14 protein-coding genes and 2 pseudogenes are annotated in these 21,768 nt (G+C 67.1%); 10 read left to right on the top strand and 6 right to left on the bottom strand.

Annotation, left to right across the window (positions count from 1 at the left end):
• Positions 1 to 85 precede the first annotated feature (85 nt).
• The 3 genes from G3N62_RS04980 to G3N62_RS04970 all read left to right on the top strand — a co-directional run bounded on the left by G3N62_RS04980 (position 86) and on the right by G3N62_RS04970 (position 3,332).
• On the top strand, positions 86 to 1,003 hold the full coding sequence (locus G3N62_RS04980) for an alpha/beta hydrolase (protein WP_069704738.1): 918 nt from the start codon (positions 86 to 88) through the stop codon (positions 1,001 to 1,003).
• Positions 1,000 to 1,431, top strand: a complete 432-nt coding sequence (locus G3N62_RS04975; protein WP_034191324.1) for a MarR family transcriptional regulator — start codon at positions 1,000 to 1,002, stop codon at positions 1,429 to 1,431. The genes G3N62_RS04980 and G3N62_RS04975 overlap by 4 nt, the downstream gene beginning before the upstream one ends.
• Before the next feature lie 455 nt (positions 1,432 to 1,886).
• Entirely contained in the window at positions 1,887 to 3,332 is a 1,446-nt protein-coding gene (locus G3N62_RS04970) for a sialidase family protein (RefSeq protein WP_034191323.1), read from the top strand.
• 69 nt (positions 3,333 to 3,401) lie between these two features.
• On the opposite strand, the gene adhP is transcribed toward G3N62_RS04970, so the two are convergent.
• Positions 3,402 to 4,430, bottom strand: coding sequence for an alcohol dehydrogenase AdhP (adhP, locus tag G3N62_RS04965; protein WP_059556564.1), 1,029 nt, complete (start codon positions 4,428 to 4,430; stop codon positions 3,402 to 3,404).
• 401 nt (positions 4,431 to 4,831) lie between these two features.
• Here adhP and G3N62_RS04960 point away from each other — a divergent pair, with 401 nt between their 5' ends.
• The 3 genes from G3N62_RS04960 (at position 4,832) to otsA (ending at position 10,816) form a co-directional block, all read left to right on the top strand.
• A complete protein-coding gene (locus G3N62_RS04960) occupies positions 4,832 to 6,910 on the top strand; it encodes a TonB-dependent receptor (RefSeq protein ID WP_226227486.1) in 2,079 nt (692 codons plus the stop codon).
• Between the two features lie 459 nt (positions 6,911 to 7,369).
• Positions 7,370 to 8,989 carry a methyl-accepting chemotaxis protein gene (locus tag G3N62_RS04955; protein ID WP_082744613.1) on the top strand — a complete coding sequence of 540 codons (1,620 nt, stop codon included), beginning with the start codon at positions 7,370 to 7,372 and terminating at the stop codon, positions 8,987 to 8,989.
• A gap of 420 nt (positions 8,990 to 9,409) precedes the next feature.
• Positions 9,410 to 10,816 (top strand): alpha,alpha-trehalose-phosphate synthase (UDP-forming), encoded by a 1,407-nt coding sequence (gene otsA / locus G3N62_RS04950; protein ID WP_034191319.1) that lies wholly within the window; start codon positions 9,410 to 9,412, stop codon positions 10,814 to 10,816.
• A 15-nt stretch (positions 10,817 to 10,831) separates the two neighbouring features.
• Here otsA and G3N62_RS04945 read toward each other — a convergent pair whose 3' ends face one another.
• Entirely contained in the window at positions 10,832 to 11,299 is a 468-nt protein-coding gene (locus G3N62_RS04945) for an OsmC family protein (protein ID WP_124669963.1), read from the bottom strand.
• Positions 11,300 to 11,384: 85 nt separating this feature from the next.
• Complete coding sequence (ftsH, locus tag G3N62_RS04940; RefSeq protein ID WP_124669962.1) at positions 11,385 to 13,358, bottom strand: ATP-dependent zinc metalloprotease FtsH; 1,974 nt, start codon at positions 13,356 to 13,358, stop codon at positions 11,385 to 11,387.
• A gap of 479 nt (positions 13,359 to 13,837) precedes the next feature.
• Between ftsH and G3N62_RS04935 the strand changes: the two genes are divergently transcribed.
• Entirely contained in the window at positions 13,838 to 15,502 is a 1,665-nt protein-coding gene (locus G3N62_RS04935) for an acid phosphatase (protein WP_069704732.1), read from the top strand.
• Positions 15,503 to 15,789: 287 nt separating this feature from the next.
• On the opposite strand, the gene G3N62_RS04930 is transcribed toward G3N62_RS04935, so the two are convergent.
• Both G3N62_RS04930 and G3N62_RS35865 read right to left on the bottom strand, forming a co-directional pair.
• Positions 15,790 to 17,655, bottom strand: coding sequence for a phosphoenolpyruvate carboxykinase (GTP) (locus G3N62_RS04930; RefSeq protein ID WP_059556571.1), 1,866 nt, complete (start codon positions 17,653 to 17,655; stop codon positions 15,790 to 15,792).
• 526 nt (positions 17,656 to 18,181) lie between these two features.
• Positions 18,182 to 18,341: pseudogene (locus tag G3N62_RS35865) on the bottom strand (SDR family oxidoreductase); the annotation flags it as partial.
• Between the two features lie 3 nt (positions 18,342 to 18,344).
• Between G3N62_RS35865 and G3N62_RS36375 the strand changes: the two are divergent.
• Positions 18,345 to 18,526: pseudogene (locus G3N62_RS36375) on the top strand (hypothetical protein); the annotation flags it as partial.
• Positions 18,527 to 18,598: 72 nt separating this feature from the next.
• Here G3N62_RS36375 and G3N62_RS04925 read toward each other — a convergent pair.
• A complete protein-coding gene (locus G3N62_RS04925; protein ID WP_124669961.1) occupies positions 18,599 to 20,185 on the bottom strand; it encodes an isocitrate lyase in 1,587 nt (528 codons plus the stop codon).
• A 403-nt stretch (positions 20,186 to 20,588) separates the two neighbouring features.
• On the opposite strand from G3N62_RS04925, the gene G3N62_RS04920 reads away from it, so the two are divergent.
• Both G3N62_RS04920 and G3N62_RS04915 read left to right on the top strand, forming a co-directional pair.
• Positions 20,589 to 21,110 (top strand): YbaK/prolyl-tRNA synthetase associated domain-containing protein, encoded by a 522-nt coding sequence (locus G3N62_RS04920; protein ID WP_124669960.1) that lies wholly within the window; start codon positions 20,589 to 20,591, stop codon positions 21,108 to 21,110.
• Complete coding sequence (locus G3N62_RS04915) at positions 21,107 to 21,745, top strand: helix-turn-helix transcriptional regulator (RefSeq protein ID WP_124669959.1); 639 nt, start codon at positions 21,107 to 21,109, stop codon at positions 21,743 to 21,745. The genes G3N62_RS04920 and G3N62_RS04915 overlap by 4 nt, the downstream gene beginning before the upstream one ends.
• Positions 21,746 to 21,768 lie beyond the last annotated feature (23 nt).

Here is a 21,768-nt window from a genome sequence, read left to right as displayed (position 1 = left end):
TGATTACTCGATAGATATTTCGTGCGCGAAATAAATCCGGGACTATATTTCGTATGCAAAACAACTACCCGGAACGAGCACGGCCATGACCTCCCAACCCATCGAGTTTTCCGCCGCCGACGGCTACACGCTGCGCGGCACGCTGTGGTCGCCGGACGCCGCGCCGCGCGCGCTGGTGCTGATCCATCCGGCAACGGCCGTGCCCGAACGGCTGTATGCGGGCTTCGCCCGCTTCCTGACCGAACGCGGCTTCGCGGCGCTGACCTACAACTACCGCGGCATCGGCGCGTCGCGGCCCGCGCGCCTGGCCGCGCTGCGCTCGCGCATGCGCGACTGGATGGAGCTCGACGTCGGCGCCGCGACCGCATGGGCGCGGCAGGCGTACGAAGGTCTGCCGCTGCTGGCGGTCGGCCACAGTGTCGGCGGGCATGCGATCGGACTGTCCGCCGCGACGCCGCACCTGCGCGCGGCGGTGCTCGTCGCCGCGCATGCGGGCAGCACGCGGCTGATCGCGCGGGCGGCCGAACGCGTGAAGGTGCGGCTGATCCTGCGCGTGCTCGGCCCGCTGACGTCCATGTTGCTCGGCTACGTACCCGGCAAGCGGCTCGGGCTCGGCGAGGATCTGCCGGCCGGCGTGTTCCGCGAATGGAGCCGCTGGACGACGCTGCCGCATTATTTCTTCGACGATCCGACGCTCGGCGCGGCCGAGCGCTTCTCGAAGCAACGGTTGCCGATTCTCGCGCTCGGCTTCGACGACGATCCGTGGGCGAACCCGGCCGCGATCGGCCTGCTGGTAAGCTATCTGACCCGCGCACAGGTCGAACGCCGCCAGATCGATCCGCACGCGGCGGGCAGCGGCCCGGTCGGGCACATGGGCTTCTTTCGCAGCCGGCCCGGCACCGTGCTGTGGCCCGACGTGGCCGACTGGCTCGCGCGGGCACTCGACATGCCGCGCACCGCGGGCCGTCCCTCCCTTTCCATTGCAGCCGGGAACCCAGCTTGAGCGAAGACCGACGACTCTTTTTCATGTTGAACATCGGCCAGCGGCGCGTGCAGCGCTGGATCGACCGCAAGGCCGAAACCGAGACGCGCGCGAGCGCCGCGCAGGCCGGCGCGCTGTTCTGTCTCGCGAAGCAGGACGGCGCGCTGATCGGCGAAGTCGGCGCCGCGCTGCAACTCGCGCCGTCCGCGATGACGGGCCTCGCCGACCGCATGGCAAAGGCCGGCCTCATCGCGCGTCACGCCGATTCGGACGACGGCCGCGCAACGCGGCTGTACCTGACCGACGACGGCCACGCGGCGCTCAAGCGCGCGCGCGTGCTGCTGCGCGAACTGAACGGCAAGCTGTGCGACGGGTTTTCCGACGACGAACTCGATGTCGTCGCCCGCTGGCTGCACGCGTTGCAGGACCGGTTTCCGGCCGAGCGCTGAACGGCGCGCTCCCCGTCCGTCACCGGGCCGCACCGGCATCAATCGAAGCAATTGCGATTCGCGTTATCGATTCGATTTCCATGCCGTCGCGACGGCAAATTTTGCGTGGCCGGCACACACCGCCGGCAACGCTTTCCGGCTACTTACTGTTACAAAAAACTGCCTGTCGGGCGGCATTCGAATCACCTACATTGCAATCCACCTCGACACATTCGTCGCATGCCCGGACCGGCCTTCCCGCCGAGTCGACCTCCCAGGCACACCCGACAAGCAATGAAAATGAAGAGGAGTCTTAACCGATGTGCTGGCGGATTCCAGCGCACGCGGATCGCGATGACTGAAGCGGCATCCTGAACGGCACGCAGCGGCGGGCGCGGCACGATTCGCCGCGCCCCGGCTCGCGTGGCCGTGCGCGCGCCATCTCGTCGCCACCGCCCGTCAACGAGGAGCAGTCCATGCGACGCACGATCGTGTCCCCTTCGCTTGTCACCCGCCTGTCCGCCGCGATGGCGATGGCCGCCGCTGCCGCGGCGCACGCCGAGCCTGTCGTCGTGTCCGGCCCGAGCCCGTTCGTCGCGTGCACCATCGGCGGCCCCGGCACCAACTACGTGAATGCCGAAGTCGAGCCGTGGCTCGCGGTCAACCCCGCGAACCCGACGAACATGATCGGCGTGTGGCAGCAGGACCGCTGGTCGAACGGCGGCGCCCACGGGCTCGTCGCCGGCTACACGTTCGACGCGGGCGCGACCTGGGCCCGCACGCCGCAGCCGTTCAGCGCATGCGCGCCGGGCGGGCTGAAGTACGAGCGCGCGTCCGATCCGTGGGTATCGTTCGGGCCGGACGGCACCGCGTATTCGGTATCGATCTCGTTCAACCAGTCGAACAACGCCAACGCGGTGGCCGCGTCGGTATCGACCGACGGCGGACAGACGTGGAGCAGCCCGGCCGTGCTGATCGCGAACGACGAGCCGACGACGCAGTTCTTCAACGACAAGGAATCGGTGACGGCGAACCCCGTGAAGGCCGGCACCGCCTATGCGGTATGGGACCGCCTCGAGCTGCCGAACGGCAACCCGTACGCGAACCTGCATACGCAGGCGTTCCGCGGACCGACGCTGTTCTCGAAGACGACCGACGGCGGCAAGACATGGAGCGCCGCGAAAGTCATCGTCAACGTCCCGTCGCGTCAGCAGACGATCGGCAACCAGATCGTCGTCGATCCGAAGAGCGGCACGCTCTACGACTTCTTCGACCTGATCCAACCGCCGTTCAGCAAGGCCGCCGGCAAGGTCGCGTTCATCCAGTCGAGCGACGACGGCGCGACGTGGACGAAGCCACGGGTGATCGCGGGGCTGCAGACGGTCGGCGTCACCGACCCGAACACCGGCGAGCCCGTGCGCACCGGCGACATCATTCCGGAACCCGCGATCGATCCGGCCTCGGGGCAGCTCTACGTGGTGTGGCAGGACAGCCGCTTCAACGGCGGCAAGTACGACGAGATCGCCGTCTCGACGTCGAAGGACGGCGGCGCGACGTGGAGCACGCCGCAGCAGTTGAACACGCCGACCGGGCGCCCCGCGTTCAATCCGTCGGTGCGCGTCGACAACACGGGCGCCGTGATGGTCACCTACTACGACTTCCGCGATCTGCAGGCCGGCAACACGACGACGCTGCCGACCGGCTTCTGGCGCAAGATCTCGCATGACGGCGGCACGACGTTCGCCGACGAGCGGCGCGTCGGCGGCCCGTTCGACATGAAGCTCGCCCCCAACGCCGAAGGATTCTTCATCGGCGACTACCAGGGGCTCGACGTGCTCCCGTCATCGTCGTTCCACCCGTTCTTCGTGCAGACCAACGCGGGCAACCTGACGAACCGCACCGACGTGTTCTTCGCACCGTGATGCGAGGCTGACCGCCGCGCCGCCGCACGATGCCGGTCGGCGCGCGGCGGCACGCGCAGGGTCACGGCCTCACTGCATGTCGGTCAGCACGATGCGTCCGTCGACCTTTCCTTCCCGCAGCTTCGCGAATACGTCGTTGATGTTGGCGAGCCGGTCGCGGTGGATGTGCGCGCGCACCAGGCCGTCCGCCGCGAAATCGAGCGACTCCTGCAGATCGCGCCGCGTGCCGACGATCGACCCGCGCACGGTGATGCCGTTCAGCACGGTCGAGAAGATCGGCAACGGGAAATCGCCCGGCGGCAACCCGTTGAGCGCCACCGTGCCGCCGCGCCGGACCATCCCGAGCGCCTGCGCGAACGCGCTGCGCGACACGGCCGTGACGAGCACGCCGTGCGCGCCGCCGATTTCCTTCTGGATCACTTTCGCGGGGTCGTCGACCGACGCATCGATCGTCAGCTGCGCGCCCAGTTGCCGTGCCAGCGCGAGCTTGTCGGGCGAGATGTCGACGGCCGCGACGTGCAGGCCCATCGCACGCGCGTATTGCACGGCCACGTGCCCGAGACCGCCGATGCCGGAGATCGCCAGCCACTGGCCCGGGCGCGTATCGGTGACGCGAATGCCCTTGTAGACCGTGACGCCTGCGCACAGGATCGGCGCGATCTCGTCGAATGCCACCTGCGCGGGCAACTGGCCGACGTAATCGGGATCGGCCAGCACGTATTCCGCGTAGCTGCCGTTCACCGAATAACCGGTGTTCTGCTGGCCGTGGCACAGCGTTTCCCAGCCCGTGCAGCAGTACTCGCAATGGCCGCATGCCGTGTAGAGCCACGGTACGCCGACGCGGTCGCCCTCGCGCACGTGCGTGACGCCCGCGCCAACCGCGGCAACGATGCCCACGCCTTCATGGCCCGGAATGAACGGCAGCGACGGCTTGACCGGCCAGTCGCCGTCCGCCGCGTGCAGATCGGTATGGCAGACACCCGACGCCTTGATGTTGACGAGAATCCGGCCGGGCCCCGGCGCAGGGATCGGGACTTCCTCGATGCGCAACGGCTCGCCGAACGCGTGTACCACGGCCGCTTTCATGGTCTGGGTCATGCGTTGCTCCTGTCTGGTCGATGAGCGACCCAGTATCCGGTTTCGGCGTCGGAGCACGTTGATACGGGTCAACGCATCGGGACGGATGCGTCGACCGGCGCGGATTCGCCACGGTCGCAGCGGGGACGAGGCTCGCAGTGGCGGACACCGCCCGCTCGCCGCCGCCCTCCCGGCGATCGGGCTGAAGCCCCGCGACGACAGCCGTTCAGCTTGGATTTTGTAATGATATAACATATCATTTCGCGAACTCGTCCGCCCGACGCCATCCGGCGTTGAGCGACCGGGCCTCGTCGAGCCATGTTTCAACGGGTCACTGCGCGTCATTGACGCAACAATATATCGTATCCAGCCGTGATCCGCATCGCTCGTTATCCGATCCGATTCCAACCGATTCACCGACCATGCGCGACCTCCCTCGCTTACCGCTTCGCCCGCTCTCGTCCCTGTCGCTGATGGTGTTCGCCGCCGTCGCCCACGCGCAGACCGATGCGCCCGCTTCGTCCGGCACGCCCGCCGCCGCCCCGCTCGCGCCGATCTTCGTGACCGCGAACCCGCTCGGCGACACCGAGCTGATCGCGCCCACCGTCCAGCTTTCCGGCGATGCGCTGACGCGCCGCCAGGCCGATTCGCTCGGCGAAACGCTCAACGGGCTGCCCGGCGTGTCGACCACGACTTACGGCCCGATGGTCGGCCGCCCGATCATCCGCGGGATGGACGGCGACCGGATCCGGCTGCTGCAGAACGGCGTCGCGGCCTACGATGCGTCGTCGCTGTCGTACGACCATGCGGTGCCGCAGGATCCGCTGTCGATCGAACGCGTCGAGATCGTGCGCGGCCCGGCCGCGCTCCTGTACGGCGGCAACGCGGTGGGCGGCGTCGTCAACACGATCGACAACCGCATTCCGCGCGAAGCGATCCAGGGCGTGACGGGTGCGCTCGACGCGCGCTACGGCGGCGCGAATTCCGTGCGCGCGGGCGCCGCGCAAGTCGAAGGCGGCAACGGCCGCTTCGCGTTCCACGTCGACGCGTTCGACCGCGAAACCAGCAAGCTGCGGATTCCCGGCTACGCGCGCAGCAGCCAGCAACGCGCGATCGACGGCCCCGACACGCCGCAGCCGGAAGGCAGCGTGCCGAACAGCGACGGACGCGTGCACGGCGGCGCGGTCGGCGCGTCGTACACGTGGGCCGACGGCTTCGCGGGCCTGTCCTATAGCGGCTACGAATCGAACTACGGTTCCGTCGCGGAAAGCGACGTGCGGCTGCGCATGCGCCAGGAACGCCTGGCGCTCGCATCCGAGGTGCGCAACCTGAGCGGGCCGTTTACGAAGCTGAAGTTCGATTTCGCGTACACCGACTATCGCCACAAGGAAGTCGACAACGGCGAGACGGCGACCACCTTCCGCAATCGCGGCTACGAGGCGCGCATCGAGGCGCGGCATCGCAAGATCGGCCCGTTCGAAGGCGCGATCGGCGTGCAATTCGGCCAGAACACGTTCTCCGCGCTCGGCGACGAAATGCTCGTGCCGTCCACGCGCACCAACAGCGTCGCGCTGTTCGGCCTCGAGGAATGGCAGGTCGTCCCCGCGCTGAAGCTGAGCCTCGGCGGGCGCTTCGAGCACGTGAAGGTCGATCCCGATCCGGCCGGCGTCGAGAAATTCGCGGGCGCGCAACCGCGCGACTTCAACGCGGGCAGCCTGTCCGCCGGCGCGCTGTTCTCGCTGACGCCGGTATGGTCGGTCGCGGCCAACGTCGCGTACACCGAACGCGCGCCGACCTTCTACGAGCTGTATTCGAACGGCCCGCACGATGCGACCGGCCAGTTCCTGATCGGCAACCCGAATGCGTCGAAGGAAAAAGCCGTGTCGACCGACCTGTCGCTGCGCTACGCGAGCGGCCCGAACCGCGGCAGTGTCGGCGTGTTCTACAACCGCTTCTCGAACTACCTGACCGAGTACAACACCGGCCGCGTCGTGGACGACGACGGCGACCCCGTCGCGCCCGGCACCGACGGCTCGCTCAACGAGGCGATCTATCGCGGCGTGCGCGCCGAGTTCTACGGCGTCGAGCTGGACGGCAAGTGGCGCGCGTTCTCGCGGCGCGGCCACACGGTCGACCTCGAACTGACGGCCGACTACACCCACGCGCGCAACGTCGACACGGGCCAGCCGCTGCCGCGCATCGCACCGCTGCGCGCGACGCTCGCGGCCGACTACGGCTACGGGCCGTTCGGCGCGCGCGCGCAGGTCACGCACGCGTGGTCGCAGCATCGCGTGCCGGACAACGATTTTTCGACGGACGGCTATACCTCGCTCGGCGTGATGCTGACCTACAAGTTCCGCGTCGGCCCGACGCACTGGCTCGCGTACCTGCGCGGCGACAACCTGACGAACCAGGACATCCGCTATTCGACGTCGGTCGTGCGCGGCTTCGCGCCCGAAGGCGGGCGCAGCGTGATGGCCGGATTGCGCACCACGTTCTGACCCTCCCAAGGCTCGCGGCGTCCGCCGCGGGCCGCTCCGGCGCGTCTGCAGGGCGCGCCCGTTTCCGTTCACCCGCCCATTGCGCCAATCAAGCGACGCACACCCGGATCGGCGCTCTCCCCGATTTTCCGAAAACGAAATTCCGTTATTCACCCGTAAATCGAATCAAAATCGTCAGACGATAGCAAATAAAATAGAAGTTTCTTGTTTCACCAATAAAACCGGTTTCAAATTCCATGTATAAACCCTTGAATCACGGGCGATCCACGTTTTTTTGATCTGGATCAAGAATCCCCTCCGGACAACGCTTCCAGCGCTAAAAAAACGAATATCAGGGTTTTCGAAGGGTAAAGAATCATCCGGTATACCCGTTAATGCCGGCACGAGCCCGTATCTGGTCGAACAATAAATTCCATTTGCCAACTACTCACGCAGGGGCACAACGTGAAAATCGCCAGAATGAGCATCAAGACAAAACTCCTTGGCGGCTTCGGCCTGCTCGCCGCGGTCGTCGTGATCGTGTCGGGCATGGCCCTCAAGGCACTGTCCGATACAAACGCCGAGTTCTCCCGCTACATGAACGGCATCAGCGCGCGGGCGAACCTGTCCGCGCAAATCCGCACCGCGGTCGACCGTCGCGCGATCGCCGCGCGCAACCTCGTGCTCGTGACCAAGCCGTCGGACGTCGAAGCCGAACTCGCCGAAGTGAACCAGGCGCACAAGGACGTCCAGGAACGTCTCGCGAAGCTCAAGGACATGATGGCGAACGCAACCGATACCTCCGATCGCGCACGCGAACTGGTGGGCGACATCGTGCGCATCGAGGGCAATTACGGGCCCGTCGCGCTGCGCATCGTCGGGCTCGCGCAGGCCGGCAAGAAGGACGAGGCGACCGCCGACATCGACGACAACTGCCGCCCGCTGCTCGCGCAGCTGGTGCGCGCGACCGATGCGTATGCAACCTATACGCATGAACGCGAACTCGCGCTCGCGCAGCAGTTCGCGGACCGCTACGCGATGGAGCGCAACCTGCTGGCCGGCATCTGCCTGATCGCGGTTGCGGTCGCCGTGGCCGGCGGTCTGTGGCTTACGCGCAAGATCACGGTGCCGATCGGCTCGGCGGTGGACGTCGCACGCACGGTCGCGAACGGCGATCTCGGCAGCCGCATCGAGGTCAGCGGCAACGACGAAACGCGCGACCTGCTCGACGCGCTGCGAACGATGAACGAGCGGCTGATCGGCATCGTCGGGCGCGTGCGCGATTCGTCGAACAGCATCGCGCACGCGGTGAGCGAGATCGCGTCGGGCAACCTCGACCTGAGCCAGCGCACCGAGGAACAGGCCGCGTCGCTGCAGGAAACCGCCGCGACGATGGAGGAATTCACGTCGACGGTGCGGCTGAACGCGGAAAATGCGCAACAGGCAAGCACGCTCGCCGCGAATGCATCGGACGTCGCGCAGCGCGGCAGTTCGGTGGTCGGCCGCGTGGTCGACACGATGACGGAAATCGGCCAAAGCTCGTCGAAGATCGCCGACATCACGGGCATCATCGAGGGCATCGCCTTCCAGACCAACATCCTTGCGCTGAACGCGGCTGTCGAAGCCGCACGCGCGGGCGAACAGGGTCGCGGCTTCGCGGTCGTCGCGAGCGAGGTGCGCAGTCTCGCGCAACGCTCGTCGACGGCAGCGAAGGAAATCAAGGAGCTGATCTCCGCGTCGGTGCAGACGATCCAGGACGGCTCGGCGCTCGCGGGGGAAGCCGGCAAGACGATGTCCGACGTCACGCAGGCCGTCGCGCGCGTGACGGACATCATGGGCGAGATCGCGGCCGCCTCGGCCGAGCAGAGCCGCGGCATCGACCAGGTGAACCTGACGATCACGCAGATGGACGAGACGACGCAGCAGAACGCGGCGCTCGTCGAGCAGGCCGCGGCCGCATCGAAGTCGCTCGAGGCGCAGGGCCGCGAACTGTCCGAAACGGTCGCCGCATTCCGGATGCCGTCCGGTGCGCATGTGACGTCGCACGGCGTACATGCGCACGAGGCCGACATGCGTCACTGGCAACCGGCCGCCGTGTAACCCGCCGTATAGCCGATACGCCCGGGAGACGACGACGCGCACGCCGTTTCGCGCGTCGCCGGTCCGCGCCGCGCGTTCACGGCACGCATGCGGACGGACGCTCCGCATGGCATGACGCGCGCCGCATGGGCCGTGTCGCGCAAGTTTCGATCCCGCCCGCCTGGTGCGCATTGCCATTCCGCCATCATGGAAATCGCGCTGCATTGCCTCCCGCGCCGCTCGTCGATGGAGACTTTTAAAACGAGCGAATGACGAGTATCCTAAAAAGAGCACCCTCGACCGGACGGCGAATCGCATGCCCTGACTCCCGCCCGATCGCACTGCGGCCCCATCGCATCGCGCACGGCGCGTCGATGGCGGCGTCAGCTTCTCGCGCCTCGGCCGCACGAACCTTTCCCCCAACAATCGTCAGGAGAGCTGGTGAGCCGACTCGTCGTCGTATCCAATCGCATCGCAGATCCCCGTAAAGCCGCGGCCGGCGGCCTCGCCGTCGCCGTGAAAGACAGCCTGCAGGAAACCGGCGGCGTATGGTTCGGCTGGAGCGGCAGGCTACGCGGCGACGAGGATCAGCCGGCGCACGGCGACGACGTGCAGATCCAGAACGTCGGCGGCATCCAGCTCGCGACGATCGATCTCGATCCGCAGGATTACGACGCTTACTACCTCGGCTACTCGAACAACGTGCTGTGGCCGGTGTTTCACTACCGGCTCGATCTCGCGCAGTTCGACCGGCGCTTCGCCGACGGTTACCGGCGCGTGAACCAGTTGTTCGCGCGCAAGCTGCGCACGCTGCTGCGGCCCGACGACACCATCTGGGTCCACGACTACCAGCTGATTCCGCTCGCGGCCGAGCTGCGCGCGATGGGCTGCACGAACCCGATCGGCTTCTTCCTGCACATCCCGATGCCGCCGCCGCCGATCATGGCCGCGATCCCGGAACACGAATGGCTGATGCGCTCGCTGTTCGCGTACGACCTCGTCGGCTTCCAGACCGAATCGGATCTGCTGCACTTCGAGCATTACGTCGAAGCGGAAGCCGGTGCCGCGCGGCTGCCGGACGGCCGCCTGCGCGCGTTCGGCCGCACGTTGTCGGCCGGGGCATTCCCGATCGGCATCAACGTCGACGAATTCGAATCGCTCGCACGCGATCGCGACGGCCTCGACATGTTCGACCGGATGCGCGACGAATATTCGCGCCGCCAGTTGCTCGTCGGCGTCGACCGGCTCGATTACACGAAGGGATTGCCGCAGCGCGTGCATGCGTTCCGCCAGTTGCTCGAACGATATCCGGAGAACCGCGATCGCGCGACGCTGATCCAGATCGCCGCGCCGAGCCGCGAGAATCTCGGCGCCTACGACGACCTGCGGCGCGAAATGGACAGCCTGTGCGGCGCGATCAACGGCGACTACGGCGAACTCGAATGGATGCCGATGCGCTACATTCACCGCACGGTTGCGCGCAAGCGCCTGCCGGGCCTCTATCGCGCGAGCCGCGTCGCGCTCGTCACGCCGCTGCGCGACGGCATGAACCTCGTCGCGAAGGAGTTCCTCGCCGCACAGGACGCAACCGATCCGGGCGTGCTCGTGTTGTCGCGCTTCGCCGGCGCGGCCGAGCAGCTGAAGCCGGCGCTGCTCGTCAATCCGTACGACACGCAAGGCACCGCGCAGGCGATCCAGCGCGCGCTCACGATGCCGCTCGAAGAGCGCCGCCAGCGTCACTCGGCGCTGATGGCGATCGTGCGCCAGACCGACGTGCACTGGTGGCGCACCCGCTTTCTCGACGCGCTCGCCGAAGCGGCCGAAGTCGCGGCCGCGACCGAATCGTGACGCACTGACACACCGTCACGCCTTGGTCGCCGCGCATTCCAGCGTCGTACCGTTCGCGTCGCACACGTCGGCCGAAATCGGAATGCCCGCGCGCATGCGCTCGGTCACCACGCAATACGCATCGAACTGATCGAGCACGCGCGTCGCCGCCGCGAGATCGGCCCATGTCCTGCCGATCGACAGCCGCACGTTCATCGCGCCCACGCGCACGCGCCCTGCTTCGTTCCGCACCATGGCGACGTCGATATGCGCGGTAATCGGCTGCGGATCGACGTGCTGCTTGTTCAGCGCGAACAGCAGGCTCGCCGCGAGACAGCTCGCGACCGCCGTGGCCAGCAGCCGGACCGGGTTCGGCCCGCGCCCGTCGCCGAGCGGCGGCGGCTCGTCGGTGAGCACCGGCGGCAGCGTCGTGCCGGCAAACCTGACTTCGAAGCAAAAGCGCGCCTGCTGCGCGGCATCGACCGATACGTGCGCCTCGCTCATGGCGGCTCCGTGTCTGGAAAGGGGAACAAGAAGACCGGCGCATCGCCGCAGCGGCATGCACCGTTCGCGGGCCCGCGACGCGCATTCAGCGTTCGGGTTCGCGCGGCGGCCCGCACGCGACGAAATCGCGCTCGACCGCCGACGCCTGCTCCGGCGCGAGCGCATCGCCGCGCGGTCCGGCGGTGCCGTCGGGCGCCGCTGCCGGCGGCGGCGGTTCGCTGCGCCCGTCGATCAGCGCCTGCAGCGCCTCGCGCTCGAGCACCTCGCATTGCAGCAGCCGTCGCGCGATACGCTCGAGCGCGTCGCGGCGCTCGCCGAGCGTCGCGGCCACCCGCGCATGTGCATCGGCCAGCAACATGCGCACCTCGTCGTCGATCATCCGTGCCGTATGCTCGCTGCAGCGACTCGCGCCTGTCTGCCACGCACCGGGCATGCCCTGGCGCGCCTCGCCGTCGTCGAACGTCGCGAGCCCGATCTTCTCGCTCATCCCGTACTGCATGACCATGTGGCGTGCCATCGCGGTCGCGCGTTCGAGATCGTTCTGCGCGCCGGTCGAGACATCGCCGAACACGAGCTCTTCCGCGACACGCCCGCCGAGCAGCGCGTCGATCCGGTCGAGCAGCTCGCTCCGGCGCAGCACGTAGCGATCCTCGGTCGGCACTTGCTGCGTGTAGCCCAGCGCGGCGACACCGCGCGGAATGATCGACACCTTCTTCACCGGGTCGCAATGCGCGCGGCTTTCCGCGACGAGCGCATGACCGGCTTCGTGATACGCGATGGTCAGCTTCTCCTGCGCGTTCATCACGCGGCTCTTGCGCTCGAGTCCGGTCAGCGCGCGGTCGATCGCCTCGTCGAAATCGGCCATGCCGATCGCCGGCTTGCCGAGTTCGGCCGCGTGCAGCGCGGCCTCGTTGACGACGTTCGCGAGATCGGCGCCGACGAAGCCCGGCGTGCGCGACGCGAGTTCGCCGAGGTCGACGTCGGCCGCGAGCTTCACGCGCTTCACGTGCACGCCGAGAATCTGCCGGCGGCCGTTCACGTCGGGCCGGTCGATCGCGATGTGGCGATCGAAGCGGCCCGGCCGCAGCAGCGCGGGATCGAGGATCTCGGGGCGGTTCGTCGCGGCCATGATGATCACGCCCGAGCCTGCCTGGAAGCCGTCCATCTCGACGAGCAGCTGGTTGAGCGTCTGCTCGCGCTCGTCGTTGCCCGACATCGGGCCGACGCCGCGCACCTTGCCGAGCGCATCGAGCTCGTCGACGAATACGATGCACGGCGCCTTCTGCTGCGCCTGCTCGAACAGGTCGCGCACGCGCGCCGCGCCCACGCCGACGAACATCTCGACGAATGCCGACCCGCTGATCGAGAAGAACGGCACGGCCGCCTCGCCGGCCACCGCGCGCGCAAGCAGCGTCTTGCCCGTGCCCGGCGCGCCGACGATCAGCACGCCCTTCGGGATCTTGCCGCCGAGCCGCTGGTAGCGATCGGGATTGCGCAGGAACGCGACGAGCTGCTGCAGCTCGGCCTTCGCCTCGTCGATGCCCGCGATATCGTCGAACGTGATGCCGGTTTCCTGCTGCACGTACGCGCGCGCGCGGCTCTTGCCCATCCCCGTGAAGTCCTGCAGCCCGCCGCGTCTGCGCAACATCATGTTCCACGCGAACACGAGCAGCACGAGCGGCAGCAGCCAAGACGCGAGCGCGGCGATCCAGCCCGTGTCGGGCGTGCCGTGATAGCGGATGCCGGCGGCGGTCAGCGTGTCGGTCAGGTGCTCGTCGGTCACGCGGTTGGTCGTGAAGCGCCACGGCGCGCCGGCCTGCTGCACGGCCGCGGCTTCGGATGCCGACAGCATCGTGCCGGCCCGCGGCATCTTCAGCGTGCCCGAGATCGACGCGGGGCCGACCTCGAGATCGTCGACGAGCCGCGCGGCGACGAGCTTGTGGAAATCGCTGTATGCAATCTGCGCCGACGCCGGATGCAGCATCAGCAACTGCGCAGCGAACAGCACGAAGAAGCCCGCCGCGATCAGCAATCCCGGATAGTCGAATTTCCTGTCCATGACATCGGGCCGGCCTCGTGCGTTGCGCGGCGTGCGCTCACGCGGACACGCGCGCGCAACCGGCACGCGGCATCGGCAGCCGTGCGAACACGACGGCCATTCGCACCATCATCGCCTCGCTGGGTCGCCTCGCTGCATCGGATCGACGACGCCGCGACGACGCCGTCGGCCGGCGCCGCCGGGCGATCGTCACCCGGGCGGCACGCCGCGCCACGACGCGCCGCCCCTGAATCCAGTCTAGCTCGCGCGCGGGCGTCCCGCATCGCCTGCCGCGCGCGTCGACGCGTCCGACAAACGGCTTTCATTCGCGGCACTCGGCGCGGTATAGTCGCATTCGTGACATTTTTATGACAATTCGGTCACCCGCGCTTTCCGCGCCACGACCGGCAATTGCCTCCCGTCACGCATCGCGGCAGCCCGAGCGACGCCGCCGCGCATAGAACGACACCGCCCACCCGCCCAATCGAGGAGCCCACGACGTGACCGATACCCCCGATCGCCCCGACGACCTTCCCGCCGACCCCGACCGCCGCCGCTTGCTCGGCGGCCTTGCCGCGCTCGGCGCCGGTGTCGCGCTCGGCGGCTGCGAAACCACCGCGGGCACCGCGCCGCGTTCGGCCGCCGACCTGCGCATCGACGAGGCGTTGCGTCAGCGCGTGCGCCACATCGTCGTGATCTACGCGGAAAACCGCAGCTTCGCGAACCTGTACGGCGATTTCCCCGGCGTCCAGTACCCGCTCGGCGACGTGCGGCCCGAACACGCGCAGCAGCTCGATCGCGACGGCAAGACGCCGCTGCCGGTGCTGCCGAAGATCTGGGGCGGGCTCGTGCCGCAGGCGCAGGAAGTGGACGGCAAGCGCTATGCGATCGCCGAGCGCGACATCGACCGGCTGCCGAACGCGCCGTTCCGGATCGCCGACGCGCAGGGCCGGCCGCTGCCGAACGGCGTGATCACGCGCGACCTGTGGCACCGTTTCTACCAGAACCAGATGCAGATCGCGGCCGGCCGCAACAACCAGTTCGCCGCGTGGGCCGATTCGGGCGGCCTCGTGATGGGTCATTACCGCAACTCGGCCGATTCGTTGCGGCTGTGGAATCTGGCGCGGCAATACACGCTGTGCGACAACTTCTTCATGGCGGCCTTCGGCGGTTCGTGGATGAACCACATGTTCCTGATCTCCGCGCAGCCGCCGCTGTATCCGGACGCGCACAAGCACCCGCATGCGGCAAAACTGCTGTCGAAGGTCGAAGGCGACGATCCGGCCGGCACGCGCCTGAAGCTCGCCGACGATTCGCCCGCGTCCGCGCTCGACGGCCCGCCGAAGTTCGCGGCCGACGGCCCGCTGACGCCGGACGGCTACGGCGTGAACACGATGGCGCCGCCGTACCAGCCGAGCTACGTGCCGCCGCCCGACCCGGGCAACGCCGCGTATGCGGACCCGGCCGACCATCGCGTGATGCCGCCGCAGGGCTATGCGACGATCGGCGACCGCCTGTCGGAGAAGAACGTCGACTGGGCGTGGTACAGCGGCGCGTGGCAGTACGCGCTCGAGCATCGCGACACGGGCACCGTGCCCGATTTCCAGTACCACCACCAGCCGTTCAACTACTTCGCGAACTATGCGCCGGGCACCGAAGCCCGCCGCCGGCATCTGCGCGACGCGGGGCTCGGCGACGATCCGTCGACCAATCACTTCATCGCCGACATCGACGCGGGCCGCCTGCCGGCCGTCACGTTCTACAAGCCGCAAGGCAACCTGAACATGCATGCGGGTTACGCGGACATCGAATCGGGCGACCGTCACATCGCGACCGTGATCGACCACATCCGGCGCGGTCCGCAATGGGAAAACACGGTGATCGTGATGACGCACGACGAGAACGGCGGCTGGTGGGATCATGTCGCGCCGCCGGTCGGCGACCGCTGGGGCCCCGGCTCGCGGATTCCGGCGCTCGTGATCTCGCCGTTCGCGAAGCAGGGCTTCGTCGATCACACGCTGTACGACACGAACTCGATCCTGCGTTTCATCAGCCGCGTGCACGGGCTCGCACCGCTCGACGGCGTGGTCCTGCGCAACAACGCGTTCGCCGCACGCGGCGCGACGCCGCCGGGCGACCTGACGAACGCGCTCGATCTCGGCTGAAGGCTGGCGATAGTCTGCGACGAGAACGTGGGCGTCGCCGACTGTTTCGCGGCGATCGTTCACAGAGCCGGCAACCCGCGGGACGTACCCCGCTCGACCGCGAGCATCCGCGGTTGCCCGATGTCGCGATCTACACGGGGCGCGGCGACGTGCAATGCGCGGTCGACGAAGTCGTCGCGCATTGCAGCGCGCAGCAAGCGACGCGGATGCAAAAACGTCCCGCCGCCGGCGAGGCATGCCGGCGGCGGGACGTCAGCGCTGGTACGTCGATACGACGATCCGGATCGTTACACGCCGAGGCGCGCCTCGATCTTCTTCATCGTGTCGGTCATTTCAGCGGGCAAACGCAGCTTCAGCGTGTCGAACAGCGCCGCATGCAGCTTCAGTTCCTCGCGCCATTCGTCCGCGTTCATCGACGTCACCGCGTCGAACTGTTCGCGCGTGAAATCGAGGCCGTCCCAATGCAGGTCTTCATACGCCGGCGAGACGCCGAACGCGTGCTCGCCGCCGCCGCCCGTGCCTTCGAGACGATCGAGCATCCACTTCAGCACGCGCATGTTTTCGCCGAAGCCCGGCCACACGAACTTGCCGTTCGCGTCCTTGCGGAACCAGTTCACGCAGTAGATCTTCGGCAACGTGGCGCCCGCGGCTTCGAGCTGCTTGCCGAGCTTGAGCCAGTGCGCGAAATAATCGCTGACGTTGTAGCCGCAGAACGGCAGCATCGCGAACGGATCGCGACGCACGATGCCCTGCTGGCCGACCGCGGCGGCGGTCGTCTCCGAGCCCATCGTCGCGGCCATGTACACGCCTTCGATCCAGTCGCGCGCCTCGGTCACGAGGGGCACCGTGGTCGAGCGTCGACCACCGAAGATGAACGCGTCGATCGGTACGCCGGCCGGGTTCTCCCAGTCGTCGTCGATCGACGGGCACTGCGCGGCCGGCGCCGTGAAGCGCGAATTCGGATGCGCGGCCTTGCGGCCCGTCTCCTTGCCGATCTCCGGCGTCCACGGATTGCCCTGCCAGTCGGTCAGCTTCGCGGGCGGCGTATCGGTCAGCCCTTCCCACCACACATCGCCGTCCTCCGTCAGCGCGACGTTCGTGAAGATCACGTTCTTCGTCAGCGTCGCGATCGCGTTCGGGTTCGTCTTCACGCCGGTGCCCGGCGCGACGCCGAAGAAGCCGGCTTCCGGATTGATCGCATACAGGCGGCCGTCGCGGCCGGGCTTCAGCCACGCGATGTCGTCGCCGATCGTCGTGACCTTCCAGCCGTTGAAGCCCTGCGGCGGAATCAGCATCGCGAAGTTGGTCTTGCCGCACGCGGACGGGAATGCGGCCGCGACGTGATACTTCCTGCCGGCCGGCGACGTCACGCCGAGGATCAGCATGTGTTCCGCGAGCCAGCCCTGGTCGCGGCCCATCGTCGACGCGATGCGCAGTGCGAAGCATTTCTTGCCGAGCAGCGCGTTGCCGCCGTAGCCCGAGCCGAAGCTCCAGATTTCGCGCGTTTCCGGGAAATGCACGATGTACTTGACCGGGTTGCACGGCCACGGCACATCCTGCTGGCCCGCTTCGAGCGGATGACCGACGCTGTGCACGCATGGCACGAATTCGCCGTCCTCGCCGAGCACGTCGTATACGTCGCGGCCCATGCGCGTCATGATCCGCATGTTCACCGCCACGTACGGGCTGTCGGACAGTTCGACGCCGACGTGCGCGATCGGCGAGCCGAGCGGGCCCATCGAGAACGGCACGACGTACAGCGTGCGGCCGCGCATCGAGCCGCGGAACAGCCCGTTGAGCGTCTCGCGCATTTCGGCCGGCTCGATCCAGTTGTTGGTCGGGCCGACGTCGTCGCGCGAGGCCGCGCAGATGAACGTGCGATCCTCGACGCGCGCAACGTCCGACGGATCCGACTGCGCGAGATACGAGTTCGGGCGCTTCGCCGGGTTCAGGCGCGTGAGCGTGCCCTGGTCGACCATCGCCTGGCACAGCGCGTCGTATTCTTCCTGCGAACCGTCACACCACACGACGCGTTCGGGCTCCGTGAGCGCCGCGATGCGCGACACCCAGTCGATCAGCTTGCGATGTTTGACGAAAGCCGGTGGAGCGATCAGCGGGCCGTGCGTCGCTTCGGCCATGGTGTTTTGCGACATGGAAATGTCTCCAGATTATTGGGCGAGGATGGGGGATGCGGGCGAGCCCGCGAGATGGGGGATGCGATCGGCGCGCAGGTCGCAGCAACGCGCGACGCGGAGCACGCGCGCGGGGCGCGTGTCGATGCCGCGAGGCGGGCGAGAGGATGTGATGTCTCGTTAGAAGATGCGAACGCGAGTTTCGCCATGCATGCAACCTGCCTTACAACTTCCATGCCGGTCAGCATACCATCGCCGATATTGGGCGGGCGTTGCGTTGCAACAAGAAACAATTGTGACGATGCGCGGGTACATGCGTTGCCGGCAGGTCATGTCGGCTGCGCCGGTCCGAGCGCGGCCGGGGACGAATCGCACGAAACGTCCGTCGGGCAAGGGTTTGGTGAAAACGGAACAAATGGCCCGCTGGCTGCGCACATGAAAAACGCGCATGCAGGCCCGGCGAATTCGCGTTTTCGCTACTCAGGCAAACCCTGAATTAGGTTGCGCACACAAACATCCCGGTCGAATGCCCGGCGCACGCCCCTGCTCAAAACGGCGCGCCCGGCAATCCGGGGTAATACGCGCCCGCCGCCATCCCGCCGTCGACGGCCAGTCCGGCGCCGTTGCGATACGACACGTCATCACGCGCGAGGAACAGCGTCGCGCGCGATTTCGTCCGGCAAGCCGACACGCTGCAGCGGCAAGTTCGCAACGTGTGGCACGGTCATCATGCGCGCGTCGCGATCGATACGCCGGACAATTTCCGCTACGTGCGGAACGTCGCCGTTCCAGCGCAACGTGGCTGACATGATGGACAGCTGCGGACGCTTCGTCGATTTCGACCAGATCGATGTAGCGGACGAGCCAGTACGTCTTGAAGGCCGTGCGCGGCCAAGGCGCGGGAATCGAGCGAATAAAAAAAAGCCAGCCCCGAAGGACTGGCGTCGTGCTGCGGGACCGGCGATTACGAGAACTGGTTCATCGTGTTGTCCTTGCCTGCCGCCTTCAGCGCCGCTTCGCCGCTGAAGTATTCCTTGTGGTCGTCGCCGATGTCCGAACCGGACATGTTCTGATGCTTCACGCAGGCGATGCCCTGGCGGATTTCCTTGCGCTGCACGCCGGCCACGTAGCCGAGCATGCCCTGGTCGCCGAAGTATTCCTTGGCCAGGTTGTCGGTCGACAGTGCGGCCGTGTGGTACGTCGGCAGCGTGATCAGGTGATGGAAGATGCCGGCTTCACGCGACGCGTCGGCCTGGAACGTGCGGATCTTCTCGTCGGCGAGCTTGGCCAGTTCGGTCTCGTCGTACTCGACGCTCATCAGCTGCGCACGGTCGTAGGCCGACACGTCCTTGCCTTCGGCCTTCATCGCGTCGTACGCCTGCTGACGGAAGTTCAGCGTCCAGTTGAACGACGGGCTGTTGTTGTACACCAGCTTCGCGTTCGGGATCACCTTGCGGATCTCGCTGACCATGCCGCCGATCTGCGCGATATGCGGTTTTTCGGTTTCGATCCACAGCAGGTCGGCGCCGTTCTGCAGCGACGTGATGCAATCGAGCACGCAACGCGCTTCGCCCGTGCCGGCGCGGAACTGGAACAGGTTGCTCGGCAGGCGCTTCGGACGCAGCAGCTTGCCGGCGCGCTTGATGACGACGTCGCCGTTACCCAGTTGATCCGCCGACAGCTCTTCGCAATCGAGGAACGCATTGTATTGGTCGCCCAGGTCGCCCGGCGTGGTCGTCACGGCGATCTGCTTGGTCAGGCCGGCGCCCAGCGAGTCGGTACGCGCGACGATGACGCCGTCGTCCACGCCCAGTTCCAGGAACGCGTAGCGGATCGCGCGGATCTTCGCGAGGAAATCCTCGTGCGGCACCGTGACCTTGCCGTCCTGGTGGCCGCACTGCTTCTCGTCGGACACCTGGTTTTCGATCTGGATGCAGCAGGCGCCGGCTTCGATGAACTGCTTGGCCAGCAGGTAGGTCGCTTCCGCGTTGCCGAAGCCCGCGTCGATGTCGGCGATGATCGGCACGACGTGCGTCACGTGGTTGTCGATCTTTTCCTGGATCGCGGCCTTGGCAGTCGCGTCCTTCGCCGCATCCAGCTCGCGGAACAGGCCGCCCAGCTCACGGGCGTCGGCCTGGCGCAGGAACGTGTACAGCTCGCGGATCAGCGCGCTGACCGAGGTCTTTTCGTGCATCGACTGGTCCGGCAGCGGGCCGAACTCCGAGCGCAGCGCGGCGACCATCCAGCCCGACAGATACAGGTAGCGGCGTTCGGTGCTGTTGAAGTGCTTCTTGATGGAGATCATCTTCTGCTGGCCGATGAAACCGTGCCAGCAGCCCAGCGACTGCGTGTACTTGGCCGGGTCGGCATCGTACGCGGCCATGTCGGCGCGCATGATCTTCGCGGTGTACTTCGCGATGTCCAGGCCGGTCTTGAACTTGTTCTGGGCACGCATGCGGGCGGCATACTCGGGACTGATGGCGTTCCACGCGCTGCCGTGGTTCTCCTTCAAGCCAGCCACTGCCTTGATGTCGTCTTGATATTGGGACATGTCTATCTCCTGGGAACGAAGCGCATTTGAGTAAAGGGTTCAGCGTGCCCGCTTCGTGTGACGAAGCGAACTGCATGGACTCAATATTAATCCTGTCCGGCGCGCTTTCGGCCAACTCTTATATAAGACATAAGATATAAATTTTCCTTGTTTTTCAATGAGATAGTAGATCGATTTTGCGATGCAAAACAAGTTTTCAAGCGGCGGAAAGGCGGCGCGACGGGAACTTCGCGGAGATTTCGCAATACGAAACGGCCTTTCGCAGTTGGAGAAAGACCCCCACGGGCGCACCCGCTGTTGCCCTATCTCATGACAAAACGTCTATACTTGGACAATCCATCGATAGCGAGCGGCACGCTCGCTCCCCGCGCGCCGCGATGCGCGCCTTCCCGCCCGGAGCGACATGAACGACTCTCCCGTTTTCGACACGCTGTGCGATCTGCTGAATACGTCCGGTGCACGTTTCCGCGTGCTCGAACATCCGGCGGAAGGTAAATCCGACGTGATCGCCGCGATCCGCGGCACACGCCCCGAACAGGGGGCGAAGGCCATGCTCTGCACGTTCAAGGACGGCGGCGACGCGACCGCGCTCGCCGTGATCCCGGGCCACCTGAAGATCGACTTCCGCAAGGTTGCCGATGCGGTTGGCCGCCGCAAGGCGACGCTCGCGTCGCCCGATGTCGCGGCCGCCGTCACGCGCTGCGTGATGGGCGCCGTGCCGCCGTTCGTATTCGACGCGAACGTCACGCTCGTCGTCGATCCCGCGCTGGTCGAACGCAACGCGGAGATCGCCTTCAACGCGGGCCGCCTCGACCGCTCGGTCGTGCTCGACTCGGCCGACTACGTGCGGATCGCCCGGCCGCTGCTGGCCGACATCACGCGGCCGGAAACGGCCGACGCCCCGTCGCCCCGGGAAAACGCATGAGCACGCGCCGCACGCCACCGTCATCCGAACAGGCGTCGCTGATCGAACAGGTGCAGCGCATCGCCGAAGGGCTCGGCGAGATGTTCGCGCCGTTCACCGAGGTCGTCGTGCACGACCTGCGCACGCCGGAACACGCGATCCTCGCGATCCACAACAATCTGTCCGGGCGCGCGGTCGGCGATCCCGCGACCGAACTCGGCCTCGCCCGCATCGCCGACGACGATTTCCCGCAGGTGCTCGCGAACTACCCGAACCGCTTCGCGGACGGCCGCACCGCGAAAAGCACGTCGATCGGCATCAAGGATTCGACCGGGCGCTACGTGGCCGCGCTGTGCCTGAATGCGGATGTCACGCTGTTCCGCGGCTTCCAGGGCATGCTGAACCAGTTCTGCCGCACGGACGGCGAGGCCGTTGTCGACACGCTCGATCCGGCCGGGGCGGACACGATCCGGCAGCGCATCGACGCGTTCGCGACGCGCCTCGCGACGACGCCGCGCGAGTTGAAGACCGACCAGCGCCGCGAGCTGCTGCAGACGCTGAAGGCCGACGGCTTCCTCGAGGTGCGCCGCGCGATGGAGATCGTGTCGCAGCATCTCGGCGTCTCGCGCGCGACCGTCTACAACGACGCGAAGTGACGCGGGGCCCTGCTTTCCAGTTG

The organism is Burkholderia sp. Tr-20355, assembly GCF_017104685.1.
Classification (GTDB): Bacteria; Pseudomonadota; Gammaproteobacteria; order Burkholderiales; family Burkholderiaceae; genus Burkholderia; species Burkholderia seminalis.
This window is presented reverse-complemented; position numbering and strand designations above follow the sequence as displayed.

Excerpts from the sequence above, each read along its gene's own strand:
- G3N62_RS04915 (WP_124669959.1), top strand. The coding sequence starts at position 21,107 with ATGAGCACGCGCCGCACGCCACCGTCATCCGAACAGGCGTCGCTGATC.
- adhP (WP_059556564.1), bottom strand. The coding sequence starts at position 4,430 with ATGACCCAGACCATGAAAGCGGCCGTGGTACACGCGTTCGGCGAGCCG.
- G3N62_RS04955 (WP_082744613.1), top strand. The coding sequence starts at position 7,370 with ATGAGCATCAAGACAAAACTCCTTGGCGGCTTCGGCCTGCTCGCCGCG.
- ftsH (WP_124669962.1), bottom strand. The coding sequence starts at position 13,358 with ATGGACAGGAAATTCGACTATCCGGGATTGCTGATCGCGGCGGGCTTC.
- G3N62_RS04945 (WP_124669963.1), bottom strand. The coding sequence starts at position 11,299 with ATGAGCGAGGCGCACGTATCGGTCGATGCCGCGCAGCAGGCGCGCTTT.
- G3N62_RS04920 (WP_124669960.1), top strand. The coding sequence starts at position 20,589 with ATGAACGACTCTCCCGTTTTCGACACGCTGTGCGATCTGCTGAATACG.
- G3N62_RS04930 (WP_059556571.1), bottom strand. The coding sequence starts at position 17,655 with ATGTCGCAAAACACCATGGCCGAAGCGACGCACGGCCCGCTGATCGCT.
- G3N62_RS04970 (WP_034191323.1), top strand. The coding sequence starts at position 1,887 with ATGCGACGCACGATCGTGTCCCCTTCGCTTGTCACCCGCCTGTCCGCC.
- G3N62_RS04925 (WP_124669961.1), bottom strand. The coding sequence starts at position 20,185 with ATGTCCCAATATCAAGACGACATCAAGGCAGTGGCTGGCTTGAAGGAG.
- G3N62_RS04980 (WP_069704738.1), top strand. The coding sequence starts at position 86 with ATGACCTCCCAACCCATCGAGTTTTCCGCCGCCGACGGCTACACGCTG.
- G3N62_RS04960 (WP_226227486.1), top strand. The coding sequence starts at position 4,832 with ATGCGCGACCTCCCTCGCTTACCGCTTCGCCCGCTCTCGTCCCTGTCG.